The organism is Rhizobium sp. USDA 4016, from assembly GCF_056279705.1.
The window spans coordinates 4,335,747-4,349,457 of the sequence record NZ_JBWCCY010000004.1; the positions used below are offsets into that span (position 1 = coordinate 4,335,747).

The 13,711-nt window shown below is 59.7% G+C and carries 14 protein-coding genes and 2 pseudogenes; 12 read left to right on the forward strand and 4 right to left on the reverse strand.

The genetic code is table 11. The features are described 5' to 3' along the window. Positions 1–65: 65 nt before the first annotated feature. The 7 genes and pseudogenes from ACZ9DP_RS37175 to ACZ9DP_RS37205 all read left to right on the forward strand — a co-directional run bounded on the left by ACZ9DP_RS37175 (position 66) and on the right by ACZ9DP_RS37205 (position 5,859). Positions 66–455: an AGROH133_08824 family phage infection protein gene (locus ACZ9DP_RS37175; protein ID WP_194728370.1), complete on the forward strand. Its 390-nt coding sequence runs from the start codon at positions 66–68 to the stop codon at positions 453–455. Positions 456–709: 254 nt separating this feature from the next. Then, positions 710–1,276 carry a F0F1 ATP synthase subunit delta gene (locus tag ACZ9DP_RS37180; protein WP_074069901.1) on the forward strand — a complete coding sequence of 189 codons (567 nt, stop codon included), beginning with the start codon at positions 710–712 and terminating at the stop codon, positions 1,274–1,276. Further along, positions 1,276–2,806 (forward strand): annotated as a pseudogene (gene atpA, locus ACZ9DP_RS37185) (F0F1 ATP synthase subunit alpha). The gene ACZ9DP_RS37180 and the pseudogene atpA overlap by 1 nt, the downstream one beginning before the upstream one ends. 26 nt (positions 2,807–2,832) lie before the next feature. Beyond that, a complete protein-coding gene (locus ACZ9DP_RS37190) occupies positions 2,833–3,717 on the forward strand; it encodes a F0F1 ATP synthase subunit gamma (RefSeq protein WP_239596628.1) in 885 nt (294 codons plus the stop codon). 23 nt (positions 3,718–3,740) lie between these two features. Beyond that, positions 3,741–5,213 (forward strand): F0F1 ATP synthase subunit beta, encoded by a 1,473-nt coding sequence (atpD, locus tag ACZ9DP_RS37195; protein WP_476205370.1) that lies wholly within the window; start codon positions 3,741–3,743, stop codon positions 5,211–5,213. Beyond that, positions 5,213–5,452: a hypothetical protein gene (locus ACZ9DP_RS37200; protein WP_022717430.1), complete on the forward strand. Its 240-nt coding sequence runs from the start codon at positions 5,213–5,215 to the stop codon at positions 5,450–5,452. Before atpD ends, ACZ9DP_RS37200 begins: the two co-directional genes overlap by 1 nt. After that, positions 5,452–5,859 (forward strand): F0F1 ATP synthase subunit epsilon, encoded by a 408-nt coding sequence (locus ACZ9DP_RS37205; RefSeq protein WP_022717431.1) that lies wholly within the window; start codon positions 5,452–5,454, stop codon positions 5,857–5,859. Before ACZ9DP_RS37200 ends, ACZ9DP_RS37205 begins: the two co-directional genes overlap by 1 nt. A gap of 68 nt (positions 5,860–5,927) precedes the next feature. On the opposite strand, the gene ACZ9DP_RS37210 is transcribed toward ACZ9DP_RS37205, so the two are convergent. Beyond that, the gene (locus tag ACZ9DP_RS37210) at positions 5,928–7,112 is read right to left on the reverse strand and encodes an acyltransferase family protein (protein ID WP_476205372.1); all 1,185 of its coding nucleotides are present in this window, start codon (positions 7,110–7,112) and stop codon (positions 5,928–5,930) included. A 221-nt stretch (positions 7,113–7,333) separates the two neighbouring features. After that, positions 7,334–7,910 (reverse strand): annotated as a pseudogene (locus ACZ9DP_RS37215) (NADPH-dependent FMN reductase). Between the two features lie 66 nt (positions 7,911–7,976). On the opposite strand from ACZ9DP_RS37215, the gene soxR reads away from it, so the two are divergent. Next, entirely contained in the window at positions 7,977–8,438 is a 462-nt protein-coding gene (soxR, locus tag ACZ9DP_RS37220; RefSeq protein WP_074069895.1) for a redox-sensitive transcriptional activator SoxR, read from the forward strand. A 244-nt stretch (positions 8,439–8,682) separates the two neighbouring features. Here soxR and ACZ9DP_RS37225 read toward each other — a convergent pair whose 3' ends face one another. Then, complete coding sequence (locus ACZ9DP_RS37225) at positions 8,683–9,726, reverse strand: saccharopine dehydrogenase family protein (protein WP_476205373.1); 1,044 nt, start codon at positions 9,724–9,726, stop codon at positions 8,683–8,685. A gap of 103 nt (positions 9,727–9,829) precedes the next feature. Here ACZ9DP_RS37225 and ACZ9DP_RS37230 point away from each other — a divergent pair, with 103 nt between their 5' ends. Beyond that, positions 9,830–10,426, forward strand: a complete 597-nt coding sequence (locus tag ACZ9DP_RS37230; RefSeq protein WP_074069893.1) for a TetR/AcrR family transcriptional regulator — start codon at positions 9,830–9,832, stop codon at positions 10,424–10,426. 202 nt (positions 10,427–10,628) lie between these two features. Here ACZ9DP_RS37230 and ACZ9DP_RS37235 read toward each other — a convergent pair whose 3' ends face one another. Further along, positions 10,629–11,405, reverse strand: coding sequence for a DeoR/GlpR family DNA-binding transcription regulator (locus ACZ9DP_RS37235; protein ID WP_074069892.1), 777 nt, complete (start codon positions 11,403–11,405; stop codon positions 10,629–10,631). A gap of 94 nt (positions 11,406–11,499) precedes the next feature. Here ACZ9DP_RS37235 and ACZ9DP_RS37240 point away from each other — a divergent pair, with 94 nt between their 5' ends. The 3 genes from ACZ9DP_RS37240 (at position 11,500) to ACZ9DP_RS37250 (ending at position 13,677) form a co-directional block, all read left to right on the forward strand. Further along, entirely contained in the window at positions 11,500–12,270 is a 771-nt protein-coding gene (locus tag ACZ9DP_RS37240) for an SDR family NAD(P)-dependent oxidoreductase (RefSeq protein ID WP_476205374.1), read from the forward strand. A 102-nt stretch (positions 12,271–12,372) separates the two neighbouring features. Beyond that, complete coding sequence (locus ACZ9DP_RS37245; protein ID WP_074069891.1) at positions 12,373–12,714, forward strand: ArsR/SmtB family transcription factor; 342 nt, start codon at positions 12,373–12,375, stop codon at positions 12,712–12,714. A 69-nt stretch (positions 12,715–12,783) separates the two neighbouring features. Continuing rightward, entirely contained in the window at positions 12,784–13,677 is an 894-nt protein-coding gene (locus tag ACZ9DP_RS37250) for a LysR family transcriptional regulator (protein ID WP_039846333.1), read from the forward strand. Positions 13,678–13,711: the final 34 nt, after the last annotated feature.

Genomic DNA, 13,711 nt, shown 5'->3' on the forward strand with positions numbered 1-13,711 from the left:
GTTTTCCACCCGGCGCAATCATGCCATAAGGGGCAAGCATTCGCAGCGTGATTTGGGGTTGATCCATGGAATTTTATTTTCCCGAGACCTTTGGCGAGCAGCTCGCATTCTGCTCGGCGGCGTTCACCGCTCTTGCGGGTCTCGTCATCATGTTCGCGCCCGGATATGCGATGCAGCTTTTCGGCCTTCAGCCGCGTGGAGAGCGCCGGGATGGTTTCGCCGAGCAACGCTCCGTCGGCGGTTTCTATCTCGGATTTGGACTGGCGGCGATCATGCTGGCGCAGGATTTCATCTACATGGCGCTTGGGGCGGCATTTGCGATGGCGGCTTTCGCCCGGATCGTTTCGCTTCTTTCCGATAAGGGGAGCACGATTCTCAACTATTTACTTCTGGTTGTGCAGGCCGTTCTAGCGGCACTCCCGCTCGCCTATTCCTTGGGCTTCTTCGCAACCTAGATTACAGCGCCGCGAGCCGCTCGCTCGCCGGGCTTTGCGCCATTTCACGATTTTGCCGATAGAAAAGCATTCGAAAGGCATATTCGGGCATTACGCGTGTTGCGAGTCCCGACATCCTATGTTAGACGGACCCCGAATTTCGGAAGAAGCAAGAGGCTTCTCTTGCGATTTCTGGGGGAAATCAAAACGAATTCAAGAGCATAGGTCGGGCGCCCGCCAAAGGCCGGATTCTTGGGTTGAAATCAGGGAAATTTGTGCCCGTGGCAGACACGTCCCAGCTTGCTTCTGGTGTTGCAGAACGATATGCGTCCTCGCTGTTCGAACTGGCTCTTGAAGAAGGCGCCGTCGAGAGCGTCACTGCAGATCTTAATCGTTTCCAGGCGATGCTGGACGAGAGCGACGACCTGAAGCGCTTCGTTGCAAGCCCGGTATTCTCCGCAGACGATCAGCTCAAGGCGGTCGCTGCAATCAGCGAGAAGGCCGGCATCAGCGGCTTCTTTGCGAATTTCCTGAAGGTTGTGGCGCGTAACCGCCGCCTCTTTGCCCTTCCGGGCATGATCAAGGCCTTCCGCATCATTGCTGCTCGCCAGCGTGGCGAAATTTCTGCCGAGGTCGCCTCGGCCCATGCGCTGACGGCAGCGCAGGAAACCGAATTGAAGGCGGCGCTGAAGGGCGTCACCGGCAAAGACGTGACGATTGCCGTCACGGTTGATCCGTCAATTCTTGGTGGTCTGATCGTGAAGGTCGGGTCCCGTCAGATTGATACGTCGCTTCGTACCAAACTTTCTACCCTCAAGCTTGCATTGAAAGAGGTTGGCTGATGGATATCCGCGCCGCGGAAATTTCCGCAATTCTCAAAGATCAAATTAAAAATTTCGGCAAAGAGGCGGAAGTCTCGGAAGTCGGCCAGGTGCTTTCTGTCGGTGACGGTATTGCTCGCGTTTACGGTCTGGATAACGTTCAGGCGGGTGAAATGGTCGAGTTCCCCGGCGGCATCCGCGGCATGGCGCTGAACCTTGAGTCCGATAACGTCGGTGTCGTTATCTTCGGCAACGACCGCGACATCAAGGAAGGCGACACCGTCAAGCGGACCGGCGCCATCGTTGACGTTCCGGTTGGCCCGGAACTGCTTGGCCGCGTCGTTGACGCTCTCGGCAATCCGATCGACGGCAAGGGCCCGATCAACGCGACGCGCCGTGCGCGTGTCGACGTCAAGGCTCCCGGCATCATCCCGCGCAAGTCGGTTCATGAGCCGATGTCGACCGGCCTCAAGGCAATCGACGCTCTCATCCCCGTCGGGCCGCGGCCAGCGCGAGCTTGTCATCGGCGACCGCCAGACCGGCAAGACCGCGATCCTTCTCGACACGATCCTGAACCAGAAGGCCATTCACGACTCCGGTCCGGAAGCTGAAAAGCTTTTCTGCGTCTACGTCGCCGTCGGCCAGAAGCGCTCCACGGTTGCACAGTTCGTCAAGGTTCTCGAAGAACGTGGCGCCCTGAAATATTCGATCATCGTCGCCGCGACGGCTTCCGATCCCGCTCCGATGCAGTTCCTGGCTCCGTTTGCCGGCTGCGCCATGGGCGAGTATTTCCGCGACAACGGCCAGCATGCGCTGATCGGTTACGACGACCTGTCCAAGCAGGCTGTTTCCTACCGTCAGATGTCGCTGCTGCTGCGCCGCCCGCCGGGCCGCGAAGCCTATCCGGGCGACGTCTTCTACCTGCATTCGCGTCTCCTCGAGCGCGCTGCAAAGATGAGCGACGCAATGGGCGGCGGTTCGCTGACTGCTTTGCCGGTCATCGAAACGCAGGGCAACGACGTTTCGGCTTTCATTCCGACCAACGTGATCTCGATCACCGACGGCCAGATCTTCCTCGAAACCGACCTGTTCTACCAGGGCATCCGTCCGGCGGTTAACGTCGGTCTGTCGGTTTCGCGCGTCGGCTCGTCCGCACAGATCAAGGCGATGAAGCAGGTTGCAGGCTCGATCAAGGGTGAGCTCGCCCAGTATCGCGAAATGGCCGCCTTCGCCCAGTTCGGTTCGGACCTTGACGCTGCGACGCAGCGTCTGCTGAACCGCGGTGCCCGCCTGACCGAACTCCTGAAGCAGCCGCAGTTCTCGCCGCTGAAGGTGGAAGAGCAAGTCGCGGTCATCTTTGCAGGTGTCAACGGCTACCTGGACAAGATCGCTGTCGCTCAGATCGGCAAGTTCGAGCAGGCATTGCTCTCGTACCTGCGCTCGGAAGGCTCGGCCATCCTCGACACGATCCGCACGGAAAAGGCAATCAGCGACGATACCAAGGGCAAGCTTGTGGCTGCTCTCGATACCTTCGCGAAGTCTTTCGCCTGATCGCACCTAATTAGGACGGAAAACGGATGCCTTCACTTAAGGATCTGAAAAACCGGATCGCCTCCGTCAAGGCGACGCAGAAGATCACCAAGGCGATGAAAATGGTCGCCGCGGCGAAGCTTCGGCGTGCGCAGGAGGCGGCCGAGGCCGCCCGGCCCTATTCGGAGCGCATGGCGGCTGTTCTTTCGAACATCTCCAAAGCGATGACGGATGGCGATAGCGCACCAGTGCTCATGACGGGTACGGGCAAGGCTCAGGTTCACCTGCTCGTTGTCTGCACCGCCGAGCGCGGCCTCTGCGGCGGCTTCAATTCACAGATCGCGCGCTTTGCCCGCGACCATACCCGCAGGCTCATCGCCGAAGGCAAGACCGTCAAGATCTTCACCGTCGGCAAGAAGGGCTATGACGTTCTTCGTCGCGAATTTGCTTCGCTCATCGTCGAGCGCAAGGAGCTTCGCGACGTGAAGCGCATCGGCTTCGAGAATGCCGACCAGATCGGCAGGCGCGTTATCGAGATGTTCGAAGCCGGCGAATTCGACGTTTGCACGCTGTTCTACTCGGAGTTCAAGTCGGTCATCTCGCAGGTGCCGACGGCTCAGCAACTCATCCCGGCTTCGGCTCCGGAAGCTGTTGCTGAAGACGTTGTGCATGCAGGTGCCGTCTATGAATACGAGCCGGATCCGGCATCGATCCTGAACGATCTGATCCCGCGCAACATTTCGGTCCAGATTTTCCGCGCGCTCCTTGAGAACGTCGCCGGCGAAATGGGCGCGAAGATGAGCGCGATGGACAGTGCGACGCGCAATGCTGGTGAGATGATCAACAAGCTGACGCTCAGCTACAACCGGCAGCGTCAGGCTCAGATCACCAAGGAACTCATTGAAATCATTTCGGGCGCGGAAGCGCTCTGAGGTTAGAGAAAGAGGGTATGAAAATGGCTAGGGCAGCTACCCCGAGGGCGGCAGCGAAGACCGCTGCTAAGAAGACCGCCACAGGCTCTGTCGGCAGGGTCACACAGGTTATCGGCGCCGTCGTCGACGTTGCTTTCGAAGGCGAACTGCCGGCGATTTTGAACGCGCTCGAAACCACCAACATGGGCAACCGCCTGGTTCTGGAAGTCGCGCAGCATCTCGGTGAAAACGAAGTCCGCACGATCGCCATGGACTCGTCCGAAGGCCTGGTCCGCGGCCAGGAAGTCATGGACACCGGCGCTCCGATTTCGGTTCCGGTCGGCCCGGAAACGCTCGGCCGCATCATGAACGTCATCGGCGAGCCGGTTGATGAAGCCGGTCCGCTGGTTACCGCTTCCAAGCGTGCGATCCACCAGGACGCACCGTCTTACGTCGAGCAGTCGACGGAAGCACAGATCCTCGTCACCGGCATCAAGGTCGTCGATCTTCTGGCTCCTTACGCCAAGGGCGGCAAGATCGGCCTCTTCGGCGGCGCAGGCGTCGGCAAGACGGTTCTCATCATGGAACTGATCAACAACGTTGCCAAGGCGCACGGTGGTTACTCGGTGTTTGCAGGCGTTGGTGAGCGCACCCGCGAAGGCAACGACCTCTATCACGAAATGATCGAATCGGGTGTCAACAAGCATGGCGGCGGTGAAGGCTCGAAGGCAGCCCTCGTTTACGGCCAGATGAACGAACCGCCGGGCGCTCGCGCTCGCGTCGCTCTGACCGGTCTGACGGTTGCCGAAAACTTCCGCGACCAGGGCCAGGACGTTCTGTTCTTCGTCGATAACATCTTCCGCTTCACGCAGGCAGGTTCGGAAGTGTCGGCTCTGCTTGGCCGTATTCCTTCGGCCGTTGGTTATCAGCCGACGCTCGCAACCGACATGGGCCAGATGCAGGAACGCATCACGACGACGACGACCGGCTCGATCACCTCGGTTCAGGCTATCTACGTTCCGGCCGACGACTTGACCGACCCTGCTCCGGCAACTTCGTTCGCGCATCTTGACGCGACGACCGTTCTATCGCGCTCGATTGCCGAAAAGGGTATCTACCCGGCCGTCGACCCGCTCGACTCCACCTCGCGCATGCTCGACCCGATCGTCGTCGGCGAAGAGCACTATGAAGTTGCTCGCAAGGTTCAGTCGACGCTGCAGCGCTACAAGGCCCTGCAGGACATCATCGCCATCCTTGGCATGGACGAACTGTCCGAAGAGGACAAGCTCGCCGTCGCCCGTGCCCGCAAGATCGAGCGTTTTCTGTCGCAGCCGTTCTTCGTTGCCGAAGTCTTCACCGGTTCGCCGGGCAAGCTGGTTGCTCTCGAAGACACGATCAAGGGCTTCAAGGGTCTCGTCAACGGCGAATACGACCACCTGCCGGAAGCTGCCTTCTACATGGTCGGCTCGATGGACGAAGCCATCGAGAAGGCCAAGAAGCTCTCCGCAGCTGCTTGATGAACGACGCTCGTGACGAGATTTTCTGCTGCGACTCCCTGAAGGAAGTCGTGGCAGGACTTCCCGCCCCGGCGGCGCCGACCGTTTACAGAGCAGATAACGGCGTGCTGATGATGGTAGTGGGTTTGGTCCAGACCGAGGAAGGTCTGGGATATCTCGATCAGGCGATAATGCACTGCCCGTTCTGCGGGACCAAACTGCAAGATGCAAAGGCCATAGCCGAGAAGGTAAGTCACTGATGGCTGACAATTTCAATTTTGAACTCGTATCTCCGGAGCGCCTGCTCCTGTCGGAGATGGTGACGGAAGTTGTCATTCCGGCAACCGAGGGCGAGATGACCGTCATGGCGCACCACGCCCCGACGATGACGACCATCAAGCCGGGCATCGTCAGCGTCCGCTCCAGCGGTGGCTCCAAGCAGGACTACGTTGTTTTCGGCGGCTTCGCCGACATCCTGCCGACCGGTTGCACGCTGCTTGCAGAATCCGCTGTCGCGGTCGAGGACCTGAGCAAGGACGAGTTGACCCGTCGTATCGAGGCTGCGAAGAAGGAGCTTGAGGATGCCCTGCATCACGAGCACAAGTCCAAGCTCGAGCATTTCATCATGGAACTGACGCATCTGCGCGGCATCGTCCAGCAGGACTGATCGGGATTGCAACGAAATGACCCAAAGCGGCCTCAGCGGGCCGCTTTTTGTTTGCGGCAGGGGCCGGCTTAACGTGGGACGGCATGGACTTTCACTAAGACCGGCCGTTCGACGAAAATATAGCTGAGGCTTCCGATGACGAACACAAGGGCTGCTGCGAGGAGCGACCAGAGCAGCCAGCCGTAGAGAAGATTGTCGCTGATCGGGCCGAAGGCGGAAGGAAAAAGCGCCTTCACGGCTGAAATGACCGGATCCTGCCAGATATAGATGCCGAACGAGATTTTCGCGGTGAAGCGGACCGCTCGACTATCGAGACAGTTCCCAAGCCATAGCGAGCGCGCCAGCGCGACAAGCGCCACTGCAATAGCGATCGGAAAGAGCGGAAACCTATAAGGAATTCCGAGCCAGCCATAGGCCTCCCAAGGCCCGCCTGCGGACGAGACGAGGGCAGCGACGCTACCGGCTATGGCGAGACAGGCGAGGACATCGAAGAGAGCTACCCTTCGCTTCGGCAGGATCGTCTCGACACCCGAAGCAAGGATACCGAGCGCGAAAATCGCAAAGAAGCCGATCGGATTGTAACGCGGCATCCATTCCTTCGCACCGCCCGCCATGCCGAACTGCCAGCCGCGCTGCACGTGGTCCGGCTGCAAGGCGTTGACGATTAACCAGTGCAAGACAAGAGCGGTCGCTATGGCGCCAAGCCAAAGGAGACGCGTGGACAAGCGCGGCAGCGGGCGGCTGAAGTGATGAAGAGCGAGCATGAACGCCGGCAGCAAAACATAACAGGTCGCTTCGAATGGAATCGACCAAAGCGGCCCGTTCCCTTCGACCGGAAACAAAGTGCGCCAATGCCACTGGCTCATCAAAAGGAAGCCTGCGGCATAACGCATGCCGAGCTCGGCCGTTGGTGGATCTCCGAGCAGCGTGATGCTCAAAACGAAGCCTGCGGTCAGCGCCACCCAGTAGCCAGGCAGGATACGTGCCGCACGATGTATGGCGTAAGTCTTCATACCCGGCAATGGGCGGTGCTCATCGAGAGCTCGCCAGAAGGGCCGCGCAAGCAGATAGCCGCTTAGAACAAAGAAGATCGCCACGCCGAAATTGCCGAAGCGGGCAATGACCAAGGCCGATTGCGCGGCCGGATCCACCTGATTGATGTCGATGCGCAGGACAAGATGATGAATGAGCACGAGCAGGCACGCGGCCGCACGCATGGCATCGGCACCTGCCAGCCTCCGATCTCTCTCCATTCGTGCCTCGCCTGTCTGCTTTTCCTCAGGCCTAGGACATGATGGCGCGTAGGACAAGGGCGCTGCTTTGGGACCGCCGGCATGTGGACGAGCGCGCGATCATCTTCGCCGGCCATCGGGCGCGAAAGCTAACATATGCACCGGGCGAACACCCGGACATAGGCCAGCCCGGGTGCTCGCCGGCGTTTTCCGTACCTGCCGGGAACGGAAACAGGCGTGGTTCAGGCGGCGATGTTTCGATAAGGTCGCTCGGCGCGCGCGGCGGACAACGCATGCGCCCACCATTGCAGCCTTGCCATCATCCTGGCGAGAAGCTTGAGCGCGTCTTCGGGCCGCTCGAGGTTGCCGTCTTCATCGAAACGGTTCCAAGGTGCCGCAATGCTCACGGTGTCACGTATGGTGACGGCATGGAGTTCGGCGAAGACAAGCCGCAGCTGTTCGACAGCACGCAGACCGCCCGAGATGCCTCCATAGGATACGAAGGCTACAGGTTTGCCGTGCCAGGGTTCGTTGAACGAAATCGAGCACGAATTTGAGTGCCGCTGTGAAGCTGTGGTTATATTCCGGCGTGACGACGATGAAGGCATCTGCCGTATTCAGACGAGAGGCGAGACGCTCTATTTCCGGATGATCGCTATCATGCCGGGCAGGCAGATCGAAGTCGAGCGGATCGATGATATCGAGGTCGATCAGCGGGTAGAGCGTGAGCTGCCGGGTCAGCCATTTCACCACCCGGTCGCAGATCCGGCCTTCGCGTATGCTTCCGTAGATGACGCCGATTTTGATGGCTGTTTGCATATATTGCCCCTTCTTTACGCTGCAAGGAGCTTGGCTTATAAAACCTCAACCAACATTGAGGTCAATATGCAAACAAGTTCGTCGACCAATTTCAGCAGGCTTCTCACTGTAGGCGAAGTGGCAGAGCGTAGCGGACTGGCCGTCTCGGCACTGCATTTCTACGAGGCCAAAGGCCTGATTTCGAGCATGCGGTCGCGCGGCAACCAGCGGCGTTACGGGCGCGATGTCCTGCGCCGTCTCGGCATCATCAAGGTGGCGCAGAGGGTCGGCATACCGCTGGCCGAAATTCAGGCGGCCTTCGATACGCTGCCGCAGGGGCGCACCCCAACTGCGGGTGACTGGCAGAAGCTCTCGCAGATGTGGAAGGACGATCTGGATTCGCGGATCAAGCGGCTGACGTTGCTTCGCGATCGTTTGACCGGTTGCATCGGCTGTGGTTGCCTGTCGATCGAAAGCTGCCCGTTGCGCAATCCCTGCGACAAGCTTGGGAAAGAGGGAACCGGTGCGCGCCTGCTGGAGGAGGCTTAGGCGGCCGCTGCAATCGCCCGCATGTAGCTGTCCAGGGCAGCCGCCTCATCCATTTGCAGATATAGCCCGTTCTTTGTCCTTCGCCACAGGATGTCTTGAGCGGTGACGGCCCATTCGGGGTCGTTTGCGGGAGGGGGCGATTTACTACCTAAAGGCCTCGTCGGCCCGAAGCTGCGGATACGCGGGAGAATCAAAGTCCCCCACGCCATTGTGAGGGACTTTCTGAAAATCTGAGGTTTCCGAACTAAGTTTCCGATATCTCGACCGACAGATCCGGGTCGAGCGCCTGCAGGAAGCTGGCGGCATTGAAAATGGCTGCCGGCGGCTTTGCGCCGACATCGCGGATATCCCTCGACAGGATACGCTGGACCGCTTCGCAGATAATCGGCGCCGAGACGGCGTAGATGTCCTGCCCCTGCGCGACGATCCGGCGGCGCATGTCACCCTGCGCGACGATCACCTCTACCGCGAAGCGCTGCGCCGAACGCCCGGTTTCGTCGATCGCCTGCGGCGGAGGCGTCGATGGATCACGAACATCCCGCAGGGCGATTGTGCTGAGAAAGGTGTGCAGCTCCTTCGTCCGGACGTGACGGGCTATCAGCGGCACCTCCGAAAAGGGAAGTTCGACAAACGTCTGCCGGCCGAACGGGGCCGGTAGGATCGACACCCTTTCGGCAGGCGGTTGATGCACCGGCTCCAGCTGCCCGCCGCTGACGGCCAGGCGCCGCGCGGTGTTTTTTTCTCCGGTCACACGTGTGCCTCTCGTCGGGAGCCAGCTGTCGAGCGCAACTCGAATTTCGATGGTGTCGGCGTGCTCCCACTCGTCCATGACGGCCGCCACGAGCAGGTCGGCCAGGCCGCCATAGAAACCCATGGCCGGGATGATGGCCACGCCTGCTTTCCGGGCTGCGACCTCGTGGCGCTCGAACGTGGCTTGTACGCTCGGCTGCTCTGCCGTCACGTCGAGATAATGAATCCCCGCCCGCAACGCGGCACGCGCCACCGCGTCGGCCGTATCCATGAACGGGCCTGCGCAGTTGATAACTGCCGCCGCGCCGGCGAGCGCCCTGTCCAAAGCCCCATCATCCTCGACAACTGCTTCGCGGCATTGGATGCCGCGCTCCGGAAAGCCCGCAGCCGCCAGCCTCTCGGCATTCCGTCCGATGGCGATCGGTTTCAGACCGCGCCGCAACAGCTCGGTCACAACAAAACGACCGGTATGGCCGTTCGCTCCCAAGACCGCGACGGATTGGGTTGTCTTCGTGATGTCAGTTTTATCGATGGTCATTGCTCTCTCCTTCGCTACAGACCTGTCTGTACCTACTAAAACATACAGGTCTGTAGCGTGTCAATCCGTTTGCTGTTATGGTCGCGGAATTGGAGGTGCACGAATGACGAAAAGCACAACCAACTCCCCTGCCTCACGCGGCAACGAGGTGCGGGACAGGATTCTCGAGACAGCGTCGGAACTCTTTTACCGGCGCGGCGTGCGCGCCGTCGGCGTCGATCTTGTGGTCGAAAAGTCCGGTGTGGCCAAAACCAGCCTCTATCGCCATTTCGGCACGAAGGACGACCTCATCGCGGCCTTCCTCAAGCGTGAGGACCTGGACTTCTGGAGCACCTGGGATCGAGTGAGGGAACGGCATCCGGACGATGCCTGGGCCGAGCTTGTCGCCCATTTCGAGTGGATCGGCGAACGGGTCGGGCGGGAAAATTACCGGGGCTGCCCGCAGATCAATACCGCGGCCGAGTTCCCCGAAGCGGATCACCCCGCCCGCAAGGTCGCCGAAGCCCACATGCGCGAGATGCGGCGGCGTCTGAAGACCATCGCCGAGGGGCTGGCGGTTGCCGCACCCGATCGGCTCGCCGGCCAACTGGCGGTTCTGATCAACGGCGCCTTTGTCAGCATGCAGCTGTTTGAACCCGGCGAGGCAACTGGATTGCTCCGTGATGCAGCGCATGCCCTGGTCGCCGCCAGCCGTAGCTGATTACACTGGACGTCCACTGGAAGCACAGATTACTGGGTGAGGACGCAAAGCTCATAGCTGATCCGGTTCACACGGCCATCGTCATTTATGACGGAATTGCGCCATCTGGCCGCAATAACCTCGTCAATCGGCACTTCCTCCATCGGCACGAACGAAACAATATAGCGCCAAAACGAAGAAAACCGAATGTCAAACGAACGCTCTACGACAATTCTTTTTCCGAGGTTTCGATCAGATTGATGCCGCTTTCCGCGCAGACCTTCCTGAGGGATTCGACATTGCAGTCGTCGGTGACGAAGGTGTGGACCTGTGACAGATGGCCGATGCGCACCGGAGCTGTGCGTTCGAACTTGGTGGAGTCGGCAACGAGGACGACGTGGCGGGCATTCGCCATGATTGCCTGCGCGACCTTCACCTCGCGGAAATCGAAGTCGAGAAGCGCACCATCCGGATCGATCGCCGACGCGCCGATGACGGCGTAATCGACTTTGAACTGCCGGATGAAATCGACGGCTGCTTCGCCGACGATGCCGCCATCCGAATGGCGCACCACGCCGCCCGCGATGACGACCTCGATCGAGGGAAAAAGGCGCAAGCGGCTGGCAACGTTGATATTATTGGTGATCACCATCAATTCCTGATGGTCGACGAGCGCTTCCCCGACGGCCTCGGTCGTCGTTCCGATATTGATAAAGAGCGAGGCTTTGTCGGGAATAAGATCAGCGGTCGCGCGGCCGATCGCGAGTTTTTCGCTGGCGGCGATCGAGCGGCGCGCCTCGTATTTCACGTTCTCCGTCCCGCCAGGAAAAATCGCTCCGCCGTGAATGCGCGTCAGCACATGCCCATCGCAAAGATCGTTCAGATCCTTGCGGATGGTCTGCGGCGTGACGGAGAAGCGCGATGCCAGATCTTCGACCAGCACGCGGCCTTCCGCTTTGGCGATATCGAGGATCTCCGTCTGCCGTCCGGACAGAAACATGGTTTCGCTCCCTTTCTTTCGTTGGGCCGGATCATATGTTAAAGCGAAAATTGCGCAATCGGCGACTGGCGGCCGGAGCCGGGAGGGTTCAAGCGTGTTTCATCCCAAGCTTTTTGAGAATCGCAATGTTGTGGTGACCGGAGCAGGACGTGGAATCGGCCTCGAAGTCGCGCGGCAGTTCCTAGATTGCGGCGCGCACGTCCTGGTTCACACTGGCCGCAACAGCGAAAGGGATTTGCCGGATTTCCTGCTGACGGCAGAGCAGGAGCGGCGTGCGGTTCTCGTTGCAGCCGATTTTCTCGCGCCGAACGGCACTGCCTCTTTCGCAGCGAAAGCTCTGGATACTTTCGGCATCATACACGCACTCGTCAACAATGCCGGCACCATGGTCGGCCGGTTTTTGGCAGACACGTTGACCGATAGGGAGTACGACACGATCGTCAGACTCAACCAGACATCTGTCGTCGAACTCACGCGTGCGCTGCTGCCGGCGTTGCGGGCAGCCCACGGGGCGGCGATCGTCAATACGGTTTCCATCTCGGCGCTGACCGGCGGCAGTCCCGGTTCGGCAATCTATTCCGCCTCCAAGGCTTTCGTCGCCACTTATTCTAAAGCGCTCGCACGCGAGCTGGCGCCGGATGCGATCCGGGTCAATTGCGTGTCGCCCGGCACGATCGAAACCGACTTCCACGGGCGTTATTCCTCGCCGGAGAAGCTGGAGCAGACCCGCAAGGGCATACCGCTGCAACGTCTCGGGACTGCCGAGGATTGCGCGCCCGCCTATCTCTTTCTGGCTGCGCCATCGCTCTCCGGCTACATCACGGGCCAAGTGCTCGAAATCAACGGTGGCCAGCTTATCTGCTGATTTGTTTGGACTTTTTTTGGTATTTCGCCAATTGAGTACAATGCCGGCGTGTGGATATGTTATCGTTGCGGCTACCTGAAGTGCATCCAGCAGAGATTCAGAATGCCCTTGCCAACGACCGAACCGGGAATAACCGGCCAGGAACTGCAGAAGCTTGCTGTAAAAGCCCACGAAGCAAGCGATCTGCTGAAAGCAATGGCGCATCAAACCCGGCTTCTCATTCTCTGCATCCTCGCCAACGAGGAAAAGACGGTCAGCCAAATCGAAGAATTGCTCGGTATGCAGCAAGCGATGGTTTCACAGCAGCTTGCGCGGCTGCGCATGGAGGGCCTCGTCAACACTCGCCGGGCAGGCCGGCTGGTCTATTACAGCATCGGCAATGCCAATCTGACGATTTTCCTGGATTCTCTCTTCGGCTTGTTCGAAGCGACCGATCCCGACTGATTCCTGCCCTTGCGATTATTGGCGGCTAGCGCCAAAGATGGCTTGTCCCCGAAGCGGGCGGGAGGCCGGATGATCGACAAACTTGAATTCTTCATTGCCCTTGCCAACGAAAAGCACTTCGGCCGTGCTGCCGAGGAGTGCGGCATCTCGCAGCCCACGCTGTCGGCTGCAATTCGGCAACTTGAAGATCAACTGGGCGTCATGCTGGTGCAGCGGGGCTCACGATTCCAGGGTCTGACGCCGGAAGGCCAACGTGTCCTCGAATGGGCAAGGCGCATCGTCGGTGACACGCGCACCATGCGCGAAGAGATGCGCGCGGCGCGCAAAGGTCTTTCCGGCCATCTGCGCCTTGCTTCCATTCCGACAGCTCTGGCGATGCTACCGCGTATTACGACGCCTTTTCAGGAGCGGCACCCGGACGTCACCTTCTCCATCGTTTCGCGCAATTCGCTGCAGGTGTTGAGCATGCTCGAAAATCTCGAGATCGACGCCGGGGTGACGTATCTTGAAAACGAGCCGCTTGGGCGTGTAACGACCGTGCCGCTTTATGCCGAGCGCTATCACCTGATCACTGCCGCTGGAAGTCCGCTTTCCGATCGCGAGACCGTGACCTGGCGCGAAGTGGGCGACCTTCGGCTTTGCCTATTGACGGCTGACATGCAGAACCGCCGCATTATCAACCGGCACCTCGCGGAAGCGGGCGCCAGCGCGCATCCCACTTTGGAATCCGGTTCGATGATCGTGCTGTTTTCTCACGTCAGAACCGGGCGCTGGGCGAGCATCATGCCGCGTAATGTCGCTGAATCCTTTGGATTTCCGGCCGAAATACGCATGATTCCGATTGTCGAGCCGGCGGCCCATCATTCGGTGGGCTTGGTCGCCACACATCGCGAGCCTTTTACGCCTCTCGTGTCTGCGTTGCTGCACGAGGCGAGAATACTCGCAGAGAGCGAAAGTCTCTGATAGAAATTTCCTATCAGTCGACGGAACAGCTTTA

Bases quoted from the DNA above. Each gene is read 5' to 3' on its own strand.
- ACZ9DP_RS37245 (WP_074069891.1), top strand. From the start codon at position 12,373: ATGCCCTTGCCAACGACCGAACCGGGAATAACCGGCCAGGAACTGCAG.
- ACZ9DP_RS37230 (WP_074069893.1), top strand. From the start codon at position 9,830: ATGACGAAAAGCACAACCAACTCCCCTGCCTCACGCGGCAACGAGGTG.
- ACZ9DP_RS37225 (WP_476205373.1), bottom strand. From the start codon at position 9,726: ATGACCATCGATAAAACTGACATCACGAAGACAACCCAATCCGTCGCG.
- ACZ9DP_RS37210 (WP_476205372.1), bottom strand. From the start codon at position 7,112: ATGGAGAGAGATCGGAGGCTGGCAGGTGCCGATGCCATGCGTGCGGCC.
- ACZ9DP_RS37200 (WP_022717430.1), top strand. From the start codon at position 5,213: ATGAACGACGCTCGTGACGAGATTTTCTGCTGCGACTCCCTGAAGGAA.
- ACZ9DP_RS37205 (WP_022717431.1), top strand. From the start codon at position 5,452: ATGGCTGACAATTTCAATTTTGAACTCGTATCTCCGGAGCGCCTGCTC.
- ACZ9DP_RS37190 (WP_239596628.1), top strand. From the start codon at position 2,833: ATGCCTTCACTTAAGGATCTGAAAAACCGGATCGCCTCCGTCAAGGCG.
- atpD (WP_476205370.1), top strand. From the start codon at position 3,741: ATGGCTAGGGCAGCTACCCCGAGGGCGGCAGCGAAGACCGCTGCTAAG.
- ACZ9DP_RS37235 (WP_074069892.1), bottom strand. From the start codon at position 11,405: ATGTTTCTGTCCGGACGGCAGACGGAGATCCTCGATATCGCCAAAGCG.
- ACZ9DP_RS37175 (WP_194728370.1), top strand. From the start codon at position 66: ATGGAATTTTATTTTCCCGAGACCTTTGGCGAGCAGCTCGCATTCTGC.
- ACZ9DP_RS37250 (WP_039846333.1), top strand. From the start codon at position 12,784: ATGATCGACAAACTTGAATTCTTCATTGCCCTTGCCAACGAAAAGCAC.
- soxR (WP_074069895.1), top strand. From the start codon at position 7,977: ATGCAAACAAGTTCGTCGACCAATTTCAGCAGGCTTCTCACTGTAGGC.